The organism is Pseudoxanthomonas daejeonensis (assembly GCF_022637495.1).
GTDB lineage: Bacteria > Pseudomonadota > Gammaproteobacteria > Xanthomonadales > Xanthomonadaceae > Pseudoxanthomonas > Pseudoxanthomonas daejeonensis.
The window spans coordinates 3,082,259-3,103,356 of record NZ_CP093331.1; the positions used below are offsets into that span (position 1 = coordinate 3,082,259).

Sequence of the window (21,098 nt, forward strand, 5' to 3'; positions counted from 1 at the left end):
ATCGTGATCGGACTGCCTCACGGGAGCAGGGCAGTCCGATCTTTCATTTGGCTGAAACCAAGGGGAAGTTGATGTCGATCGACGGGGGGAAGTACAGGCGCGCAGCGCTGTACTTGGGGTTGAGTGCGGCCATCGTGATGCTGGCGGGCTGTGGTGGGGGCGGGGCGAACACGAAGCCGGATCCGGCGCCGACCAGTCCGCCGCCGACTTCGCCTCCACCACCGCCGCCGGTTTCACCGCCTCCGCCTCCGCCGGTGTCGCCGCCGCCTCCGGTTTCACCGCCACCACCAGTCTCGCCACCACCAGTCCCGCCACCGCCGCCGGTATCGCCGCCACCCCTGGTCGGACCACCGCCCGGATTTGATGCGCACCTGGTCATGATCAATGCGACCGACAGCCAGCGTCAGGGTTACACCGGTGCCGGTGTGCGCATCGGCGTGATCGACACCGGCGTCGACCGCAATCATCCGGCGCTGTCGCCGAGGGTCGAGGCCAACCTGACTTACGTCGATCCAGCAACCAACGATGTGGCCGTCGACGACAAGGTCGGCCACGGTACGGTGGTCGCGCAGTTGGCGGCGGGAAAGCCACTCGGGCAATGGCCGGGCGGAGTCGCCCCCGGGGCGACCGTCCTTTCGGCGAGGTTCCTGGATGACCGGTCACCGCCTAGCGCATGGGAGACGGCCGAGCTTTACGGCGGGCTAGGCATCAAGGCAGCCAACGAGGACCTGGCCAATCGAGGCGCCAGGATCCTCACCAATGCCTGGGGTGGTCCGCGTTGGACGAGTGATGTCGACAATGCAACGCTGTATCGCGAGTATCGGACTGTGATCAAGGATGACGGTGCGCTGGTCGTCTTCAGCGCCGGCAACAATGGGCGCAGCGAGCCCACTGAGATGGCTTCGCTACCTAATGAGCGTGACGGCAGCACGTACCCGAGTGCCAACCTGGCTGAACTCGAGCGCGGTTGGATTGTGGCCGCGGCGATCGATCCATCCGATCCATCGCAATTGATGGCCGGCTCCAATGCATGTGGTCGCGCCAGCTACTACTGTCTGGTCGCGCCGGGCAAGGCGGGCTTCATTGGATCCAATGACAGCCAGGGCAATCCGACCTACCAGTTCGTCAGCGACCCCACGTATGCGGCAGCGCTTGTTTCTGGTGCGGCCGCGCTTCTGTGGGAGAAGTACCCGTATCTGAATAACTACATGATCCAGCAGATACTGCTGGATACGGCGACCGACCTTGGCGCGCCGGGTCGCGATCCGGTGTTCGGGCGTGGTCTGCTCAACGTCGGGAAAGCGCTTGGCGGTCCGGTCGAGTCCCACCAGGAGTGGCTGAGGCCCGGCTTTGGCGGGGAATCGGCCTGGACCAATCCGATTACAGGTGTCGGCGGGCTGCAGAAGTCCGGTAGTGGCACGTTGAGCATCGGTTCGCCAACGGCGGATCTTGACTACGCAGGTGAGACCCAGGTCAACGGGGGAACCTTGCGTGTGCTGGGCAGGCTTACGCGTTCGAACGTAATTGTCGCGTCCTCTTTCAGCTCCACGCCTGCACGGCTTGAGATCGTGGGTTGGCTCGGCGGAAATGTGGCCAACCATGAGGTGGTTCACGTGGGCGAGACACGGCCCGACGCCAATGGCATCAATATTGCGGGTAATTATCTGCAGAGCGGCTACGGCAGCAAGCTGTCGGTAGTGCTTGGATATGACCCGCTGCATGTTGCTGGTACCGCGACGCTCACCAGCGGCATCCTCCATGTCGAAGGCGTGCGCCAGGGATACACATGGAAGTCGCGTGAGTACGTCCTCACTGCCGATGGAGGAATAACGGGTCAGTTCACTTCGATCGAAAGCGCACCGGACATATTTCTGTATGCAACGGCGGGCTACAGCGCAACCCAGGCCTGGTTGGACATCAACCGGCTCGAGGTTACCGCAGCGGCACTGAGCCTGGCCGACATCACGCCTGCGGCGATCGGTGCGGCGCAGCGTGTGGAGGCGGCGTTCGACGAGGTCGACGGGCGCCAACGCGATGGTGCAGGTGGTATTTCCGATGCTTTCCTGCAAGTTGCCGGCGAATTCCAGAACACCGCGAGCGCCAATGCGGCGGCCGCCTCCCTGCGCAGCCTGTCCGGCGAAGTGCATGCGGCGGCCGCGGCGGCGACGTACGACACCCTGGACCTGGGTCGGCGTGCGCTGTCCTCGCGCTTCGATGATCTGTCGTCCGGTGCTCGTCGCGCGGGCGGCTGGATGGAAGCGCTCGGTGGCACGGCGTCACTGGGCAGCGGCGTCGATGCGCAGGTCGACGGTTGGCTGGCCGGCCATGACGTGGGGCTGGACGGGGCGATGGTGGCAGGCGTGGCCTTCGGCGAGTCGACGACCGACAGCCGCATCAATGGCGCGATCGATCGCAGCCGCGAGCGACAGACGCAGGCGCAGGCCTACCTGGGCCGGCAGTGGAACCAGACCTACGTAATGGGGCAGTTCGGCGCCGGCCAGTGGCAGCGGCAGATCGATCGCGAGCTGCTGCTGGGCGCCAGCACCTACGGCGTGCACAGCGACTACGACGGCGACTTCGCCGTGGCCGGCGTCGAGACGGGTTATCGCTTCGACGGCGCGGCCGGCACGCTGGTGCCATACCTGGGTACCGAGCACACGCAGGTGCGCAGCGATGGCTTCCAGGAGCAGGGCGCGGCCGGGTTCGGCCTGCGCACCGGCGCCAGCACGTCTTCGCGCACCCAGGCCATCGCCGGCCTGCGCGCCAGCCGCGACTGGCAGCGTTTCAGCCTGAGCGGCTATGCGGAGTGGCAGCAGACCCTGGCCAGCGATGGACTGGAGGTGTCGGCCAGCTTCGTCGGCGTGGACAGCTGGTCGCCGCTGGCGGCGTCCAACCCGGCGCTGTCGGGCGGGATGTTCGGGCTTTCGGCCAAGGCATGGTTGACCACGAATTCGACCGTGTCGTTCGGCTACGACCAGCGCTTTGGCCCGCGTGGGGACGCGAGCCTGGTGTCGCTGAAGTACGCGTTCGGGTTCTGATCCGCGAACGCGTCGACGTCATTTTCTCGTAGGAGCGGGCATGGCCGCGACACTGATGGCGTTGGGCGCGCAGGCCGGGGTGATTCCGAGCGAACGCTCGCGCCGTTTCCATCGCCACATTGGCCGGAGCCGGAGTGCGAACAGTGATCGAACAATGACCTTCAACGCCGGGATCGGGATCGCATCATGAACCCGGCGGCATTGGTGTCGCGGTCATGCCCGCTCCTACAGGGGCGGGCGCAGCATTCGGATGGTCCGCGGCATCCCGTGCGAACGGATCAGCCTCGTTCCAGCCCGGCGCAGCGCGGCGCAGCGCGGCGGGCGCTCGGCTGACCTGCGCGGCATGCCGCGCAAACAGGTCATCCTCGTTCCGGCCCGCCGCAGCGCGGCGGGCGCTCGGCTGATTCACGCGGCAGTGCCGCGTACGCGAATCAGCCTCGCCCTTCGAACAGTTCGCGGCCGATCAGCATGCGGCGGATCTCGTTGGTGCCGGCGCCGATCGCGTAGAGCTTGGCGTCGCGCAGGATGCGGCCGGCGTCGAATTCGTTGATGTAGCCATTCCCGCCCAGCGACTGGATCGCCTCGAGCGCGACCTGCACCGCGGCCTCGGATGCATGCAGCAGGCAGCCGGCCGAGGCGGCGCGCGAGGCGTGGCCGGCGTCGAAATCGCGCGCGACCTGGTAGGCGAATGCACGACTGGACTGCAGGGCGGTATACATGTCGGCGATCTTGCCCTGCATCAGGCCGAAGGTGCCGATCGCCGCGTCGAACTGCTTGCGCTCGCGCACGTAGGGCAGGGTGATGTCCATCGCCGCCTGCATCAGGCCGATCGGGCCGCCGGTGAGGACCAGGCGCTCGGTGTTCAGGCCGCTCATCAGCACGCGCACGCCCTGGTTCACTTCGCCGAGTACGTTTTCCTGCGGGATCTCGCAGTCGGCGAACACCAGTTCGCAGGTGTTGGAGCCGCGCATGCCCAGCTTGTCCAGCTTCTGCGCGGTCGAGAAACCCTTCATGCCGCGCTCGACGATGAAGGCGGTCATGCAGCGGCTGCCCGCGTCCTTGCCGGCGGTGCGCATGTAGACCACCAGCACGTCGGCCTCGGGGCCGTTGGTGATCCACATCTTGTTGCCGTTGGCGACCCACACGCCGTCACGCAGTTCCGCACGGCAGCTCATCGAGCCGACCACGTCCGAACCGGCCCCCGGTTCGCTCATCGCCAGCGCGCCCTTCCATTCGCCGCTGCACAGCTTCGGCAGGTACTTCGTGCGCTGCGCGTCGTTGCCGTTGAGGTACAGGTTGGACACGCACAGGTTGGAGTGCGCGCCGTAGCTCAGGCCGACCGAGCCGGAGGCGCGCGAGATTTCCTCCATCGCCACCAGGTGGGCCAGGTAACCCATCTCGCTGCCGCCGTACTCGCCTGGCACGGTCATGCCCAGCAGGCCCATCTCGCCGAGCTTGGGCCACAGGTCCTGCGGGAAGGCGTTCTCCTCGTCGATCGCCGCCGCGCGCGGCGCGATCTCGGCCTCGGCGAACCGGCGCACCGCCTCGCGCAGGGCGTCGATCTCCTCTCCCAGCTGGAACGCGTGCATCGGATCCCCTGATGGTTACATGTGCACCCATTGTAGGCGCGTGCCGCCACGGCCACACGTGCGACCGCACAAAAACCGGGTTCGCGCATGCTCATTTCCCGAGGCAGGCATCAGCGCTCTCGCTGGAGCGGGCACGACCGCGACACCGACGCCGTGGGAAGCACGAGGGCGTCGCTCTGTCAGGTTCACCGGTGTCGCGGGCTGAACCCCGCTCCTACAAAGGCGTTGCGTCATGGCGTGTTGCAGGAGCGGGCACGACCGCGACATCGACGCGGTGGGAAGCACGAGGGCGCCGCCCTGTCAGGTTCGCCGGTGTCGCGGGCTGAACCCCGCTCCTATAAAGGCGTTGCGTCATGGGCGTGTTGTAGGAGCGGGCATGACCGCGACACCGATGCCATGGAAGCACGAGGGCGTCGCCCTGTCAGGTTCGCCGGTGTCGCGGGCTGAACCCCGCTCCTACAAAGGCGTTGCGTCATGGCGTGTTGTAGGAGCAGGCATGACCGCGACACCGGAAGCACGAGGGCGCCGTCCTGTCAGGTTCGCCGGTGTCGCGGGCTGAACCCCGCTCCTACAAAGGCGTTGCGTCATGGCGTGTTGCAGGAGCGGGCACGACCGCGACATCGACGCGGTGGGAAGCAGGAGGGCGCCGCCCTGTCAGGTTCGCCGGTGTCGCGGGCTGAACCCCGCTCCTACAAAGGCGTTGCGTCATGGCGTGTTGTAGGAGCAGGCATGACCGCGACACCGGAAGCACGAGGGCGCCGTCCTGTCAGGTTCGCCGGTGTCGCGGGCTGAACCCCGCTCCTACAAGGGCGTTGCGTCATGGCGTGTTGTAGGAGCGGGCATGACCGCGACACCGATGCCATGGGAACGACGACGGCGTCGCCCGCGCCCAAGCCCAGGAAATCTCAACGCATCGCCGGTGTTGCCGCCTCGGTGTCGCGGTCGTGCCCGCTCCTACGGAAGCAGGTCCCGCCCTCAGCGCTCGCCGCGCAGGTGTCCCATGCGCGGGCGGGTGCGGCCCATCGGCAGCTTGAGCTTGCCGATCGCGTTCAGGCGTGCCTCGGCGATGCGGTCGGCCGCGTACTGCGGGCTGATGCCTTCGCGCTCGGACAGGTCGAAGATCCTGCCGACGTTGTGGTAGATGCTGCGGATCAGCCGCATCGCGCGCTCGCGGTTGTAGCCGTCGATCTCCAGCGACACGTTCATCACGCCACCGGCATTGACCGCGTAATCGGGCGCATACAGGATCCCGCGCCGGTACAGCTCGTCGCCGATCGCGTGGCTGGCCAGCTGGTTGTTGGCCGAGCCGCACACGATCTTGGCCTTCAGGCGCTCCAGCGTCTGCGCATCGATGCTGCCTTCCATCGCGCACGGCGCGAACACGTCGGCGGCGACGTCGTAGATCTCGCTGCTCGACACCGCTTCGGCGCCGTACTCGCTCACCGCCCGATCGACCAGCTTCGGATCCAGGTCGGCGACGTACAGCTTCGCGCCGCGCTCCTTGAGCAGCTTCACCAGCTCCATCCCGATGTGGCCCAGCCCCTGGATGGCGATGCTGGTCTTGCCCACTTCCTCGTGGCCGAACTTGCGCTGCAGCGAGGCCATCAGGCCCTGCAGCGTGCCGTAGGCGGTGAACGGCGCCGGGTCGCCGGAGCCGCCATGCACCTGGTGCACGCCGGTGACGAACTCGGTCTCCAGGTAGATCTGTTCCATGTCGTTGACGTCGGTGCCGACGTCCTCGGCGGTGATGTAGCGTCCGCCCAGCGCCTCGACCTGGCGGCCGAAGGCGCGGAACAGCACCTCGGTCTTGTCGGTCTTCGGGTCGCCCAGGATCACCGCCTTGCCGCCGCCGATGTTCAGCCCGGCCAGTGCGTTCTTGTAGGTCATCGTCCGGCTCAGCCGCAGCACGTCGCGCACCGCGTCGGCCTCGTTGGCGTAATGGCGCATGCGCACGCCGCCGACCGCCGGGCCGAGCACCGTGTTGTGCACTCCGATGATGGCCTTCAGGCCCGCCTCGGGGTTGTTGCAGAAGATGACCTGCTCGTGGCCGGAGGTGGCGAGGGTTTCGAAAAGCATCGTGGGCTCCGGGTCGTGTCGCGCGTGGACGGGCAGGGCGCGACAGGGGCCGTGTGTGGCTGGAGGTGGCGGGTCTGCGCCCGGGAAACGCCGGGTCCAGAAAACAAAAATGCGACGGAACCGGGGGTAGGGCGGGTCGTCGCAGGCGCATTCTAACCCCAGCCTTGTACCCCGTTCGCACGGGGCTTGAAAGATACGAACGGTCGTGCTATTCAAGCCGCCATGACTCCGTCCGCCGCCACCGCCGCCGCCACCCCCAAGGGCGCCAGCACCCGCGGGATGCTCCTGGAGCGGGCCTGCGGCATGGCTGCCCGGATCGGGCTGGAAGGGATCAGCATCGGCGAGCTGGCCAGTGCGGCCGGCATGTCCAAGAGCGGGGTCTTCGCCCATTTCGGTTCGCGCGAGGACCTGGTCCGGCAGACCCTGGACTGGGCGGCCGGGCAGTTCATCGAAGAGGTGATGACGCCCGCGCTGCGCCTGCCGCGAGGCATGCCGCGCCTGCAGGCGATCAGCAATGCCTGGCTGGCCTGGATCACCGCACACCCCGATGGCTGCGTGTTCCTCGGCGCGGCCATGGAATACGACGGCCGCCCCGGCCCGATGCGCGACCACGTCGCCACCCTGCTCGAGTCCTGGCGCGGCGCGCTCGAGCGCGCCGTGGCCCTGGCGGTGGAGCAGGGCCACCTGCGTGCCGGCACCGACCCGGCACTGGTCGCGTTCCAGTTCCAGGCCCTGATGCAGGGCTACCACCACGCCCGCATGCACCACCCGCAGTCCGCCCGTGCCTTGACCGAGCGTGCGGTCGCCGACCTGTTCGCGCGCTACGCGGCCGACACCTCCGCGCCCGCGGCTTCCCCCACCGCCTGAGTCCCCGAAGGAGCACCGCCATGGCTGCCGTCGCGCCCGTCACTTCCCCGAAAAAAAGCACGATCGTTCGGACTTCTTCGGTGCCGCGCCTGCTGCGGATGGCCTTTGCTGTCGGTGGCTGGCTGATGCCCGACGCCACCGTGCGCCGCGCTTCGCGCCTGTTCGGCACGCCGATGGCGTCCTCGCGCAGCCGGGCGCTGGCGGCCGAAGCCGGCGACGCACGCGTCGGCCAGGTCATGAGCGAAGGCCACGCCGTCGCCACCTACACCTGGGGCGATCCGGCGACGGAGCCCTACGTGCTGTTCTCGCACGGTTGGTCCAGCTTCGGCCTGCGCTGCCGGCCGTGGATCGCGCCGCTGCGCGCGGCCGGCTACGCGGTCGTCGCGTTCGACCATCCCGCCCACGGCCGCAACGAGGGCGGGCGCGCGATCCTGCCGTCGTTCGCCGCCGCACTTACCGCGGTTGCACGCCGGCATGGCGCGCCGGCCGCGCTGGTTGCCCATTCGATGGGCGGCGCGGCGGCGATGCTCGCGCTCAGCGCCGGCCTGCGCACCGGCCACGTGGTGCTGCTCGCGCCGGCCGCCGACCTGCGTGCCGCCGGCGGCCGTTTCGGCCGGATGATCGGCCTGGCGCCGCCGCTGGTGGCGCGCATGTTCGAAGGTTTCGAGCGCCAGATCGGCCTGCCGGTCGACAGCTTCGCCGCCCAGCACCACGCCCCGCGCATGGCCGCGCCGGCGCTGGTCGTGCACGACCTGGAAGACGACGACGTGCCGTGGGACGAAGGCGAGCGCTACGCCCGCCTGTGGCCCGACGCGCGCCTGCTCACCACCACCGGCCTGGGCCACCACCGCATCGCCGGCGATGCGACGGTGATCGACGCCACGCTGCGTTTCCTGCGTGGCGAAGCGGTCGGCGAGCGCGTGGTGTCCTCGCCGAACCTGCCGTTCGGGTTTGCGTGAGGACGGTGACGTGCGCAGGTAGGTAGTCGGCATCAGGCCCCGGCGCGAACGGTCCCGCCGTTTCGACGGCCCGTGTGTGCCGCACCGCCGGCAAGCCCGCCCCCTCGACAGGGCGGTTCTCCCCAGGGCGCCCGATGGCCGGGCGGGGCGGGCTTGCCGGCGGTGTGGCGTAAGGCGGGGCTTGCCCCCGCAAGCGCTTCAGCCCGTCGTAGGAGCGGGCATGACCGCGACACCGAGGCGGTCGGACGCACGAGGCCGTTCCCCGTGCCGAGGCTCTCGCCGGAATCACGACGCCATCGCCCCGGCCCAGGCCGTCGGTGTCGCGGTCATGCCCGCTCCTACACCAGCCCGCCACCTCGTGGTCAGCCCGCGCTTTTGTAGGAGCGGGCACGACCGCGACACCGAGGCGGGTGGGCGCACGAGGCCGTCCCCCGTGCCCAAGCCCCCGGTCGGAATCTCGACGGCGTCGCCCGTGCCAGGGCGTCGGTGTCGCGGTCATGCCCGCTCCTACGAGAACCCTGCCACCTCGCGGTCAGCCCGCGCTTTTGTAGGAGCGGGCACGACCGCGACACCGAGGCGGGTGGAAGCCCGAAATCGTTGCCCGTGCCGAAGCCGCCGGGTCGGAATCTCGAGGCCGTCACCCCGGCCAGGGGCGTCGGTGTCGCGGTCATGCCCGCTCCTACGGGAACCCCGCCACCCGCGGCCACCCCGGGCCCAACCACCCCCGGCCAAAGTCACGCTGCAGCGCACCCATACGTTTCGCCTGCAAGCACTAGAATCTGGCCCAAGTCCTTGATTCAAGCAGCGCACGCATGAGCACGCCCGCCAGTCCCCGCTCCTCGGAAGTCACCCCGCAGCCGAACCCCGACGCCACCCCGTTGCGCTTCGTCACCGCCGCCAGCCTGTTCGACGGCCATGACGCGGCGATCAACATCATGCGCCGGCTGATCCAGGCGCAGGGCGCCGAGGTCATCCACCTGGGCCACAACCGCAGCGTCGAGGACGTCGTCCGCGCCGCGCTGCAGGAAGACGCCGACGCGATCGCGCTGTCCAGCTACCAGGGCGGCCACGTCGAGTACTTCAAGTACATGGTCGACATGCTCAAGGAGCACGGCGCCGGCCACATCCGCGTGTTCGGCGGCGGCGGCGGCACGATCACGCCCGAGGAAATCCGCGAACTGGAAGCCTACGGCGTCGAGCGCATCTACCACCCCAACGACGGCATGAAGATGGGGCTGGTGGAGATGATCGAGGACGTCGTCGCGCGGGCCAGCGCCGCGCGTGTCGAGGCCAACCGTGCCGATGCCGTTCGTGGCAATGCCCCCGGTCGCGCCCTCGCCGATGCCGGTGCCACCGGCCCCAACGCCGCATCCCCCACCACAACGCCGCCGTCCACCGCCGACGAAATCTCCATCGGCCGCGCCCTCAGCGCCATCGAGGATGGCGACCACGCCGACGTCGAACTGGCCCGCCTGCGCAAGCAGTGGCAGCTGGCCTCCGGCCGCACCCCGGTCATCGGCATCACCGGCACCGGCGGCGCCGGCAAGTCCTCGGTCACCGACGAACTGCTCAACCGCTTCCTGGCCAGCTTCCCGGCGATGCGCATGGCGGTGATCTCGGTCGACCCTACGCGTCGTCGCAGCGGTGGCGCTTTGCTGGGCGACCGCATCCGCATGAACTCGCTGCGCAGCCATCGCGTCTACATGCGCTCGATGGCCACCCGCCGCCAGAACGTGGCCACCAACGCGGTGCTCAAGGATTGCATCGGCTACCTCAAGTCGCTGGGCTTCGACCTGGTGATCGTGGAGACCGCCGGCATCGGCCAGTCCGATTCGGAGATCGTCGACCTGGTCGACTTCCCGATGTACGTGATGACCTCCGACTACGGCGCCGCCAGCCAGCTCGAAAAGATCGACATGCTCGATTACGCCGAGCTCATCGTGCTCAACAAGTACGACCGCCGCGGTGCCGAGGATGCGCTGCGCGACGTGCGCAAGCAGTGGAAGCGCAACCGCACCGCCTTCAGCACCGCCGACGCCGACATCCCGGTCTATCCGACGATCGCCAGCCAGTTCAACGACCCCGGCATCAGCTGGATGTTCGCCAACCTGTGCCGGCTGCTGTCGACCAAGCTGTCGCTGCCGGTGGAGAAGTGGACCCCGCAGCTCGACACCACGCTCAAGGAGCCGCGCGCCACCGTGCTGATCCCCGGCGCGCGCGTGCGTTATCTGGCCGAGATCGCCGAGCAGGGCCGCGGCATCAACCGCCGCATCGAGACCGAGGCCGAGAGCGCCAGCCGCGCGCAGTCGTACTGGGAATCCCTGCGCGACCTGGGCGACCCAAGCCTGCCCGAAGCCCTCGGCCTCTATCCCGCCGATGCCCTGGTCACCGATGGCGCCCGCGCCGGTCGCAACGCATCTCCCGGCCGCGACGGCCTCCCTGTTCGCGACGCCAGCCTTGTAGGAGCCCGATTTATCGGCGACACGGGCAATGACTCAACGAAGCCGTCGGATGACCCGGCAACGCTGTCGAACGCGGGGATGCGCGACGGCGTCGGGTCGCCGATGAATCGCGCTCCTACAGGGGAAGCGCCGGACCGGTCTTTGCTCACCCTGCGCCAGCGCTACAACGACGCCGTGCAGTCGCTCTCCAGCGAAGCCCTGCGCCAGCTGCGCGAATGGCCGCAGCGCCTGAAATCGATCACCGACGAGGCCACCGAATACCAGGTCCGCAACAAGACCATCCGCGTGGAGAACTACCGGCAATCGCTCAGCCACCAGCCCGTGCCCAAGATCGCCGCGCCCACCTACAAGTCCTGGGGCGAGCTGCTGACCTTCCTGGGCAAGGAGAACCTGCCGGGCAGCTACCCGTACACCGGCGGCGTCTACCCGTACCGCCGCACCGGCGAAGATCCCATCCGCATGTTCGCCGGCGAGGGCACGCCCGAGCGCACCAACCGCCGCTTCCACTACCTGTCCGTCGGCCAGCCGGCCGCGCGCCTGTCCACCGCGTTCGACTCGGTCACCCTGTACGGCGAGGACCCGGCGCCGCGCCCGGACATCTACGGCAAGATCGGCAACTCCGGGGTCAACGTGCCGACCCTGGACGACATGAAGAAGCTGTACTCCGGCTTCGACCTGTGTGCGCCGACCACCAGCGTGTCGATGACCATCAACGGCCCGGCGCCGATGATCCTGGCGATGTTCATGAACACCGCCATCGACCAGCAGGTCGAGAAGCACCTCAAGGCCGATCCGCAGCGCTGGGCCGAAGCAGAAAAGAAGATCAATGCGTTGTTCGAGGGCAGGGAGCGTCCGAAGTACCACGGCGACCTCCCACCCACCAACGACGGCCTCGGCCTGGGCCTGCTCGGCGTCACCGGCGAGCAGCTGCTCGATGCCGACACCTATGCCGCGATCAAGGCCGAGACCCTGCGCACCGTGCGCGGCACCGTGCAGGCCGACATCCTCAAGGAAGACCAGGCCCAGAACACCTGCATCTTCAGCACCGAGTTCGCCCTGCGCATGATGGGGGACATCCAGCAGTACTTCGTCGACCACCAGGTCCGCAATTTCTACTCGGTGTCCATCTCCGGCTATCACATCGCCGAGGCCGGGGCGAACCCGATCAGCCAGCTCGCCTTCACCCTCAGCAACGGCTTCACCATCGTCGAGTACTACCTCGCCCGTGGCATGCACATCGACGACTTCGCGCCCAACCTGAGCTTCTTCTTCAGCAACGGGATGGACCCGGAGTACACCGTCATCGGCCGCGTTGCCCGCCGCATCTGGGCCCGCGCCATGCGCGAGCGCTATAGCGGCAACGAGCGCAGCCAGATGATGAAGTACCACATCCAGACCAGCGGCCGCTCCCTGCACGCGCAGGAGATCCAGTTCAACGACATCCGCACCACGCTGCAGGCCCTGTACGCGCTGTTCGACAACTGCAACAGCCTGCACACCAACGCCTACGACGAGGCCATCACCACGCCGACCGAAGAGAGCGTGCGCCGCGCGGTGGCCATCCAGATGATCATCAACAAGGAGCTGGGGCTGAACTTCTGCGAGAACCCCTGGCAGGGCAGCTTCGCCGTGGAGTACCTGACCGACCTGGTCGAGGAAGCGGTCTACAAGGAGTTCGAGGCCATCAGCGAGCGCGGCGGCGTGCTCGGCGCCATGGACACCATGTACCAGCGCGGCAAGATCCAGGAAGAGTCGATGTACTACGAGCACAAGAAGCACGACGGCTCGCTGCCCCTGGTGGGCGTCAACACCTTCCTGCCCAAGGAACACGCCGGCGAGGTCGCCACCGAGATCGAGCTGATCCGCTCCACCGAGGGCGAGAAGGGCCAGCAGATCGCCAACGTCCTGGCCTGGCAGTCCAACCGGAATGCTTTAGCCCCCGAAGGGGAGACCCAGTCAGGCCATGTCGCCGGCGACGACGAGGCGATTGCCGCGGCCACCGCCCACGACGGCCACGGCCTGGCGTATCTTCAGGACACGGCGCGCAGGCGGGGCAACGTCTTCACGGCGCTGGTGGAAGCGGTCAAGACCCACAGCCTCGGTCAGATCAGCCATGCGCTGTATGACGTGGGTGGTGAGTATCGAAGGAACATGTAGGTCTGACTTGAGGGGCGCTGGTGGGATTTTTTTTAATGGCGTTGAATGTCAATGCCAACTGGCCTATTCATGTAATCGATCGAAAGGTGAAACTTTACCCGCGCGCCTACACCCTGTTCGAGCAAGGTGGGATCAGCCAGTCCGCTGATGTGGAAGAATATTTCTTCCCCTTCATTGGTGCGGATGAAGCCGAATTTGTAGCTGTTATGAAAACGCGCTATCTGCCCTCGCACAAAAAGATCGAGTTGATCGGCCTCTAGCGAATCAGCATCGGCTTCTTGCTCGGAACAGCGGGAATCGATCCAGCCAAGGATCTGCTCCGATCTGGCATGATTCGGCGTACTTGCCTGGAAGGCTCCTCTGCACAAGGCGGCGGCACGACGGACCCGTGCCAAGCGCTGAAACATTTTGCTATCTGGGTATTCGATCCCGTCAAAGTATATTACCAACGCCTCCAGTGCATCGATTGCTCGCACGGGCTCTTGGTTCTGAGAATAAAAATCCGCAGTTCGACAATACGTCTGTATTTGCAGGTCGACGATCTTTGTGCGCACCCGCTCATGGCAGTCCGGCAGCGCAGAAAGGGCGTCGAGTATGTTTTTCGCCTCTTCGAATTTTGCTAAGTATAAGCAGCAGCGTGCATATTCAAGCTTTGGCTCAGGACTAGTCGGGGCAAGCTGCATTGCAATGGTCAGCTGCTCTGCGGCCTTCTCCGCGTCGTGAAGGTCTCGAAGCAAGAATCCGGCAAACATGGTGCGGGCATTCGCAGCTGCCGGCTCCGTCTCAATGGCGCGCTCATAGCTGTCGTAAGCCTCGCTTGCGTTCCCCATTAATGCATTGATCCATGCCTCGACACGGAAACACTCGTAGAAGTCGGGGGAAAGAATCTTTGCTCGCTCCACGATCTTCAAGGCTTCATCAAAATTTCGCTCTTTGGTTAGGGTCAATGCATCTTTCAGGTGCTTGGCAATGACCCAGTCGCTGCGGCTGCGAGTATGTATGGTGTACGGTGACAGCGGATTCTTGATGGATGCCTTCTTTTGGTCTTCAGCCGCACTAACGAGTTTGTTCTTTCTTGAGACTATTTGGACCTGCTTTTCCTTCCCTGCTGGAAAGAATTTAGACAGATAGGATCTGGCTAGTTGTGAGAGTTCGTAGCTGCTCTCGTATGTGTTTCCGAGGTGTGAGCTGTTCATCAAGAACATATTTGTCCGCATTAATTCTTGAACTGCCTTAAGAAGGATATCTTCATCAAGTTCTGTCAAGTAAGAAAGCTCGGCGACTGTGTACGATCCACCAAGGGCCTGCAAGGCGCGAACAATCGACCTGGCATCCTCGCTGATCTGATCGAACACATTCGACAGGCAAAATTTCAGAAATAGTGATTCGTCCGCGAGTACTTCTTCGGGGCGGCGCCCAATCTGTACAGCTGAAACAAACCACTTAATGTGAAGTGGGTTGTTTCGCATGCGCTTACAGTAAGTAGACAGCTTCTCGTTGGATGCATTTGTAAGTCGATTGCAGCCGCGGACTTCGGCGGTTGCCCGTAGTAGTTGAACTGCCTCGGTGTCGCTAAGGCCTTGCAGTTGGACCGGAAATTCAAACGCGCCAAGACCTATTCTGGTCGTGATCAGGACCTTGCTCCCGAAGGGCAAATCTTCAAGGACGGCTTTAAGGTGATGATCGAGCACCGTCTCAAGATTGTCGATGATAAGTAATATTTTGAAGGTATTTAAAAGTTCCTTCAGGTCTGAAATTGGATCTTCGGTGTCACTTCCGCCAAGAACTTCTACTGCGGCCTCCATTAGGCCAAGAGAGGAGTTTATGGCGCCCTTGATCCTTGATATCTCATTCGCTGTCAGTTGGGTTGCTTTGGCGGTGACGAATATGATTGCTTCAAATTTTGAAGTTGAGTCTAGTATTTCATAGGCGGCCTTTAGCGCTAGCGATGTTTTGCCTAGCCCGCCTTCGCCGACAACCGTAATTACGGGGTAAGGGCCATTGCATGCCTTAACCAGGTTGCTCAACGCTTGTTTTCGGCCGATGAATCCAGTTTCATCGAAATCAGCTAATGGCAAATTGTGAAGGATTCGAGTCGGTTCAGCGAACGGTGGAATTTTAATCTTCAGCACATGCTCTGGTGACACAGAGAGGTCCAAAACTGTGCGGTGGAGCTCCGGCCAATTCGCGTCTTCCCTTACAAGGATCTCGGTCAGATTCGTTGTTCTAGCAAGATCATCAAATTCAAGAGGGCGAGAATGCATGACACGATTGCGTGTCCCCACTAGACGATCGAACTCTTGTCGTAGGGAAGTGATTTGATGCGTGTATCGTTCCGGCAGTAGCCTCTGGTGGCGTCTGCTTAGCGCGATAACGTCGCCGAAGTCTATGAACTCAATAAGGCTTGCGGAATGTGGAAGCGATGAGTCGTTTAGAGGGTCAGCGCCCGCGCGGCTTAGTGCGGTTCTAAGTAGCTCAATTCCAAAAAAATCGGTTGGGCTCACCGCCGGGGCTGCGTATCGAACTAGATTGTTTCGCATATCCAGTTCGATGCTGGATATCAGCGCGTACAGCGTTAGGCGACTGAGGCTGGCTGACATATTCTTCTCGAGAGTCGGGTCGATGTTCTGAAGCTAGAGGTGCAGGGTCGGGTTATATACTTTCGCGGTCAATGCAGGTCATGGGCGTTGCAGCCATTCCGGGGGGCTCAGTCCCAGAGCACTTCTTCCGGCCTCCGGCTGCTTACCTGGGCTTCGTAGTCCGCGTCGATGTGCTCGAGGAACTTGTCCACGCTGTTGAATCCGGATGCCAGCTTGAGCTTGGTGACTTCATTCGCGAGGCCAGCGCCATTCAGTAGAAGCACCGGATATTGATCTTCGAACACCTCGCGCTGCACCGCCTCGGAGAAGAACGACGTGGTGACATAGGCACCGACCCAGCCACGGCGCAGTCGAGCCACTGTGCGGGCAATATGGACGCCTCCGGTGGGGGCATCGACCTTTTCGCACTTGGCCTGCCCTAAGACCACGAGCTTGGTCCGGGACAAGCCTTCGCCGATGTCGATGCGTCCTACGAAGTCCAAGCCGCCATCACCGGTGCCACGGGTCAGCCAGCCACGGTGATAACTGGCACCGGTACCCCGGATCATGGATTCGCAGGCCAGGCTGGCCAAGGCTTCGAACCGATGCCTCCGGGGTTCGTAGAACCGATAGATGGTCTCCAGCGTCTTGCTGTTCTCCGAGCCGACCGGTGCCACCTGTCCCTTCCTGGGGAGGATGTGATGTCGCGAGACGCGTCGGCGAATGCGCTCGATCTCTGGACTTCCATACCTGATCCACTGCAGCCATGCCTTCGGCGCCATGGCGTTGGCTGTGGCGACATCGAGGCCGGCGTCGCGGCGGTCCTTGATCCACAGCATCGCCAGACTCTCGTCTTCCTCGGTGAGCGAGAGCACCGCCAATTCGAAGAGGTAGTTGGTGAAGAACCCGCCGTTCTGTTCCGAATACTGAGTGACCCGACGTGCGCCAACGATCAGGGCCAACCCCGCGAACTCCTTGATGCCCTTGCGCGGTGAGCTAAAAAGCAGGATGGGAGCGGCCAAAGCGCGCTTGGCTTTGTCTGCCGAGGTGTGAAATTCGAACTGCTTCAGCAGGGTCCGGTTACCGGGGGCGATACCGGGATCGATATCGGGCTTTTTGTTATCGCCAAAAATAGCGGGCAAATCCCTCGTCAGGAGAGAGAGTGTCATGCCATGGGTTCTCGGCCGAACCCATCTTATGTTCGTTGCTCGATAACAGAATGACGGCGAGCCGTTCGCCATCGGGCGCCCGGGTCGCGCTGGGGGAGTTGATGCCTTTCTCGAGCTGCAGGCTTGGCGAGCCGGGCTGGGAGACGACGTAATAGAAGTTCGGCAGGCCATCGATCTCAGGAACATCGACCTGTGCGGGTCTGGGATAGCGATAGAGTTGTCCCATACGGAATCGCTTCATGACGTTCAACATTTCCCCATCTTCCCCTTGGACCCGGACTGAGGCAGCGGCTGTCGTCCAGGCGGCTTGGTTCCCAAGTACCAGGTTAACCCGGTAGGCAAACTGGGGGCAGGGGCGGCTTAGTGGCAGGAGGCCTACACCGGTCCCCGATTGGGCTCAGCAATATGGCGAAAGCCCACAATCCCACCGCCGCTTTGCCATCGCGAAAAGCTTTCGCACGTCCTGCGCAGAAACCGTTAGCTCCGCCTGCGTGAGGTCGCTGGCCGTGGCCGGTCGCAGTTCGAGGAACTCGTGGAAGGCGTGGTCCAGATCCTCATCTGCACTGCCGTACTCGGCGTTGTGGCGACGCTGCAGCGCTGGCAGCTTGACCTGCTCGGCAACGAAGTAGAGCCCATTGTCGAGGGAGTCGATGATCTGGGCTTGCAATGTGGGCGGGCAGGAACCTTGTAGGAGGACCAATCCGTGCGTCTTCCAGTTGGCGGCGTCTCGATAGAGGTATTCCAAGGCATGGAGCGGGGCGGGCCCGGGATGGGACTTCTTGCTCATGGCACAGGTTCCGTTTGGCGGTCCGCAAACGTTGTCCTGGCTATGTCTCAGGAGTGGAGACGGGGCGTGACCAGATCGGATAAAGGGGGATTCCTACCCCTGACTCGGAAAATTCCTACACGAACATCAGCCCATTCCCACACCCCAGCGCGGCACGCGCCGACTACGCCCGCGGAACTTTTCCGTTGACCCTGCGTCCGTCCAGCCAATCCCGGCTGGCTCACCGGAAAAGGAGAACCGCCGTGTCGCAGAACAACGTGTCCCTGGAACTGAGCAACGAGCAACTGGCGCAGGCCGAGCAGGCCGTCACCGCGCTGGAGCAGGCCCTGGTCGGGCTGGTGTCGCTGAAGGCGGCCGACCGCCGGCGGCTGGTCAAGATGGGCCAGAAGTCGGAGGTGTTCTGCCGGCAGACGCTGCGCGTGCTGTCGCAGAACCCGCAGGTGGTGCCGCCGGGGCTGGACCTGGCCGAGGCGCAGGCCGACCTGCTGGCGCTGGACCAGCTGGCGCCGTTGCTGGACCGGCTGCAGCGCCTGGCCGAGCGCGGCCGCGACACGGAGATGGCGCTGGGCGCCGATGTGATGGACGCGGCGCTGGAAGGCTATGGCCTGCTGCGGGTGTCCGGCCGCCAGCAGGGGCTCGATGGCCTGCGCAAGGAACTGTCCAACCGCTGGGCTCGCCGCAGCAGCGCCGAACCCGAGCCGGCCGAGGCCTGATCCGCGTTCCTTTGCACGACTTCCGCGCCGGCGCTGTCTCTCCCCCGCGCCGGGGTGCATCGGAGCCTGTTCCGGGCTAAACCCCCCGCTGCACCTTTCACGGCCGCCCCAGGGCGGCCGTTTCTTTTGCAACGGTCAGGGAAAATAACTCGGCGCGCAGGGCTCCGAGCTCGGCGTTCGGACAAATTTTCACCATCGCCAGGGCTCCGAGCTCCGACGTTGGACAAAATTTCACCGACGCCGGAGCTATTTTCTCGGCCGTCGGACAAAATTTCATCAACGTCGGAGCTATTTTCTCGGCGGTCGGACAAATTTTCAGCGACGTCGAAGCTCCGAGCTCGGCGCGTCGAGCTTTTTTCTCCGGCGACCGAGCTCCGAACTCCGATTGCCTGATTTACTTCGCGTCCGCCGGCGGATTGGTGTTGATCATCCACGGGATACCGAAGCGGTCGACCAGGGAGCCGAAGCCGGGCGACCAGAAGGTTTCGGCCAGCGGCATGGTCGGCTTGCCGCCCTCGGCCAGGGCGTCGAACCAGCGCCGGGCCTGGGCCACGTCGTCGGTGTGCAGGCTGACGTCGAAGCCGTTCTTGGGCTTGTCGATGTTGGGCGCCCATTCCGGCGGCATGTCCGCGCCCATCAGGGCCTGGTCGCCCACCTCCAGCCAGCAGTGCATCAGCCAGTCCTTGTGGTCGGGATTGCTGACCTGCATCTCCGGCGGCGCCTCGCTGTAGGGCAGGGCGAAGGTGATCTTGCCGCCGAGCACCTTGGCGTAGAACTCGAACGCTTCGCGGCATTGGCCCTGGAAGCTGAGGCTGGTGACGATCTTCATGTGCGCTCCTTGTGGTCCATGGAGCCGGGGGCTCCGGATACAACCATGCGACGGGTGGCGGCGGTGGGGATCGACATGATGGGGCGGCGCTTGCGCGTTGGGAATCGACACGGTGGGGTGCGGGGCGTTTTTTGTAGGAGCGGGCATGACCGCGACACCGAGGCGGCCGGAAGCACGATGCCGTCGCCCCGGCCGGGGGCGTCGGTGTCGCGGTCGTGCCCGCTCCTACAAAGGCTCCACTGCGACACGGAGGTGGCGGGAAGCACGATGCCGTCGTCGCGGCCGAGGGCGTCGGTGTCGCTGTCGTGCCCGCTCCTACAAAGGCTCGACTGCGACACGGAGGCGGCCGGAAGCACGATGCCGTCGTCGCGGCCGGGGGCGTCGGTGTCGCGGTCATGCCCGCTCCTACAAAGGCTCCACTGCGACACGGAGGTGGCGGGAAGCACGATGCCGTCGTCGCGGCCGGGGGCGTCGGTGTCGCGGTCGTGCCCGCTCCTACAAAGGCTCCACTGCGACACGGAGGTGGCGGGAAGCACGATGCCGTCGCGCCGGCCGGGGGCGTCGGTGTCGCGGTCGTGCCCGCTCCTACAAGGGCGCGGATGGGTGGCTGGGTTCTGGGATTAGCCGTGTCCATGATCGTCGCCGGGCGTGAGCATTCATGCCGTGGTGGATGCTACGGTCGGGTTCCCGCGCAGAAACCACAGGTTCACCACGCCACTCATGACCTACCGCCTCGCGACCTCGATCCTGACCTGCGCCCTGATCCTGGGCATTGCCGGCTGCGCCACGCCCTCGGCGCCGGATGCGCCTCCTGCCCAGGTCGCGGCTGCGATCCCGGCCAAGCCGCCGATCACCAAGTTCAAGGCCTACACGCAGCGCTTCAGTGGCGAGACCCTGCTCACCCAGAGCCATGCGACCGGCCACGTGGGCGACCTGTTCTTCACCCACTGGAAGGATGGGGGCGAAGCCTCGTTCAAGCTGGACGAGCAGGGCAACTTCAAGATCGACTGGATCGGTGGCGACTACAACTACGTCGGTGGCCCGGGCTGGGAAAGCGGCGACCGCAATCGCGTGATCGGCTATCGCTTGAATGAGGACGCGGGCGCGAGCTACGTGACCCTCTATGGCTGGGGCTACGACAAGACGATGGATCCGGCCGATCCGGCCCACCTGGTCGAGTACTACATCGTCCAGCGCGGGGTCCGCGAGCCGGGCCAGGGCGGCGAGCAGGGCGTTTCCTTCGTCAGCAACGGCGTGGAGTACACCACCTGGCGCACTGTGCGCACGCAGAAGCCCTCGATCAACAACACCGAGACGTTCTACCAGTACTGGAGCAAGCCCAAGGCGCAGTTGCCGCTCGGGGTCGACCACAAGATCATCTTTGCCGACCACGTAAAGGCGTGGGAAGCCAGCGGCTGGAAGCTCCCCAACCTGGACAACTTCGACGCCAGCGACGATCCCACCTACCAGGTCTTCGCGGTCGAGGTCTTCCTGGTGGAGAAGGGCGGCAGCGTGTCGGGGCGGGTGTGGGATGCGGGCGGGTAAGCGCGAGGCGCCGCCGGGGATGCCTTTGTAGGAGCGGGCATGACCGCGACGCCGACGCCCTCGGCACGGGCGACGGTATCGTGGATTCCGGCCGCCTCGGTGTCGCGGTCATGCCCGCTCCTACAGGGGTGGGGTGGCCGCGCTTACGGGAAGCGGGCGAGGGCATCGTGGATTCCGGCCGCCTCGGTGTCGCGGTCATGCCCGCTCCTACAGGGGTGGGGTGGCCGCGCTTACGGGATGCGGGCGAGGGCATCGTGATTCCGGCCGCCTCGGTGTCGCGGTCGTGCCCGCTCCTACGGGGGCGGGTGGCCGCGCTTACGGGAAGCGG

General features: G+C 65.1%; 16 protein-coding genes. 7 read left to right on the forward strand and 9 right to left on the reverse strand.

The annotated features are described in order from the left end of the window. Nucleotides 1–43: 43 nt before the first annotated feature. A complete protein-coding gene (locus tag MNQ95_RS13845; protein WP_241953210.1) occupies nt 44–379 on the reverse strand; it encodes a hypothetical protein in 336 nt (111 codons plus the stop codon). On the opposite strand from MNQ95_RS13845, the gene MNQ95_RS13850 reads away from it, so the two are divergent. Together MNQ95_RS13850 and MNQ95_RS13855 are read left to right on the forward strand one after the other, a co-directional pair. Then, entirely contained in the window at nt 378–3,038 is a 2,661-nt protein-coding gene (locus MNQ95_RS13850; RefSeq protein ID WP_241953211.1) for an autotransporter serine protease, read from the forward strand. The two genes, MNQ95_RS13845 and MNQ95_RS13850, sit on opposite strands and share 2 nt — an antisense overlap. A gap of 40 nt (nt 3,039–3,078) precedes the next feature. Then, on the forward strand, nt 3,079–3,228 hold the full coding sequence (locus tag MNQ95_RS13855) for a hypothetical protein (protein ID WP_241953212.1): 150 nt from the start codon (nt 3,079–3,081) through the stop codon (nt 3,226–3,228). Between the two features lie 241 nt (nt 3,229–3,469). On the opposite strand, the gene MNQ95_RS13860 is transcribed toward MNQ95_RS13855, so the two are convergent. Further along, nucleotides 3,470–4,627, reverse strand: coding sequence for an acyl-CoA dehydrogenase family protein (locus MNQ95_RS13860; RefSeq protein WP_241953213.1), 1,158 nt, complete (start codon nt 4,625–4,627; stop codon nt 3,470–3,472). Between the two features lie 975 nt (nt 4,628–5,602). Next, nucleotides 5,603–6,703, reverse strand: coding sequence for a Glu/Leu/Phe/Val family dehydrogenase (locus MNQ95_RS13865; protein ID WP_241953214.1), 1,101 nt, complete (start codon nt 6,701–6,703; stop codon nt 5,603–5,605). A 222-nt stretch (nt 6,704–6,925) separates the two neighbouring features. Here MNQ95_RS13865 and MNQ95_RS13870 point away from each other — a divergent pair, with 222 nt between their 5' ends. The 3 genes from MNQ95_RS13870 to MNQ95_RS13880 all read left to right on the forward strand — a co-directional run bounded on the left by MNQ95_RS13870 (nt 6,926) and on the right by MNQ95_RS13880 (nt 13,148). Beyond that, on the forward strand, nt 6,926–7,570 hold the full coding sequence (locus MNQ95_RS13870; protein WP_241953215.1) for a TetR/AcrR family transcriptional regulator: 645 nt from the start codon (nt 6,926–6,928) through the stop codon (nt 7,568–7,570). Between the two features lie 80 nt (nt 7,571–7,650). Then, nucleotides 7,651–8,529 carry an alpha/beta hydrolase gene (locus MNQ95_RS13875; RefSeq protein ID WP_241953216.1) on the forward strand — a complete coding sequence of 293 codons (879 nt, stop codon included), beginning with the start codon at nt 7,651–7,653 and terminating at the stop codon, nt 8,527–8,529. Nucleotides 8,530–9,341: 812 nt separating this feature from the next. Beyond that, a complete protein-coding gene (locus tag MNQ95_RS13880; RefSeq protein WP_241953217.1) occupies nt 9,342–13,148 on the forward strand; it encodes a methylmalonyl-CoA mutase family protein in 3,807 nt (1,268 codons plus the stop codon). Between the two features lie 32 nt (nt 13,149–13,180). Here MNQ95_RS13880 and MNQ95_RS13885 read toward each other — a convergent pair whose 3' ends face one another. The 4 genes from MNQ95_RS13885 to MNQ95_RS13900 form a co-directional block, all read right to left on the reverse strand. Further along, complete coding sequence (locus tag MNQ95_RS13885) at nt 13,181–15,412, reverse strand: tetratricopeptide repeat protein (RefSeq protein ID WP_241953218.1); 2,232 nt, start codon at nt 15,410–15,412, stop codon at nt 13,181–13,183. A 443-nt stretch (nt 15,413–15,855) separates the two neighbouring features. Beyond that, a complete protein-coding gene (locus MNQ95_RS13890) occupies nt 15,856–16,896 on the reverse strand; it encodes a restriction endonuclease (protein WP_241953219.1) in 1,041 nt (346 codons plus the stop codon). After that, nucleotides 16,847–17,137: a hypothetical protein gene (locus tag MNQ95_RS13895; RefSeq protein ID WP_241953220.1), complete on the reverse strand. Its 291-nt coding sequence runs from the start codon at nt 17,135–17,137 to the stop codon at nt 16,847–16,849. Before MNQ95_RS13895 ends, MNQ95_RS13890 begins: the two co-directional genes overlap by 50 nt. Before the next feature lie 156 nt (nt 17,138–17,293). Continuing rightward, nucleotides 17,294–17,683, reverse strand: coding sequence for a hypothetical protein (locus MNQ95_RS13900; RefSeq protein WP_241953221.1), 390 nt, complete (start codon nt 17,681–17,683; stop codon nt 17,294–17,296). A 242-nt stretch (nt 17,684–17,925) separates the two neighbouring features. On the opposite strand from MNQ95_RS13900, the gene MNQ95_RS13905 reads away from it, so the two are divergent. Beyond that, complete coding sequence (locus MNQ95_RS13905; protein WP_241953222.1) at nt 17,926–18,396, forward strand: hypothetical protein; 471 nt, start codon at nt 17,926–17,928, stop codon at nt 18,394–18,396. 394 nt (nt 18,397–18,790) lie between these two features. Here MNQ95_RS13905 and MNQ95_RS13910 read toward each other — a convergent pair whose 3' ends face one another. Next, entirely contained in the window at nt 18,791–19,225 is a 435-nt protein-coding gene (locus MNQ95_RS13910) for a VOC family protein (protein ID WP_241953223.1), read from the reverse strand. Then, nucleotides 19,222–19,743, reverse strand: a complete 522-nt coding sequence (locus MNQ95_RS13915; protein WP_241953224.1) for a hypothetical protein — start codon at nt 19,741–19,743, stop codon at nt 19,222–19,224. Before MNQ95_RS13915 ends, MNQ95_RS13910 begins: the two co-directional genes overlap by 4 nt. A 202-nt stretch (nt 19,744–19,945) precedes the next feature. Here MNQ95_RS13915 and MNQ95_RS13920 point away from each other — a divergent pair, with 202 nt between their 5' ends. Continuing rightward, on the forward strand, nt 19,946–20,770 hold the full coding sequence (locus MNQ95_RS13920; RefSeq protein WP_241953225.1) for a glycoside hydrolase family 11 protein: 825 nt from the start codon (nt 19,946–19,948) through the stop codon (nt 20,768–20,770). The last annotated feature ends 328 nt before the right edge of the window (nt 20,771–21,098 follow it).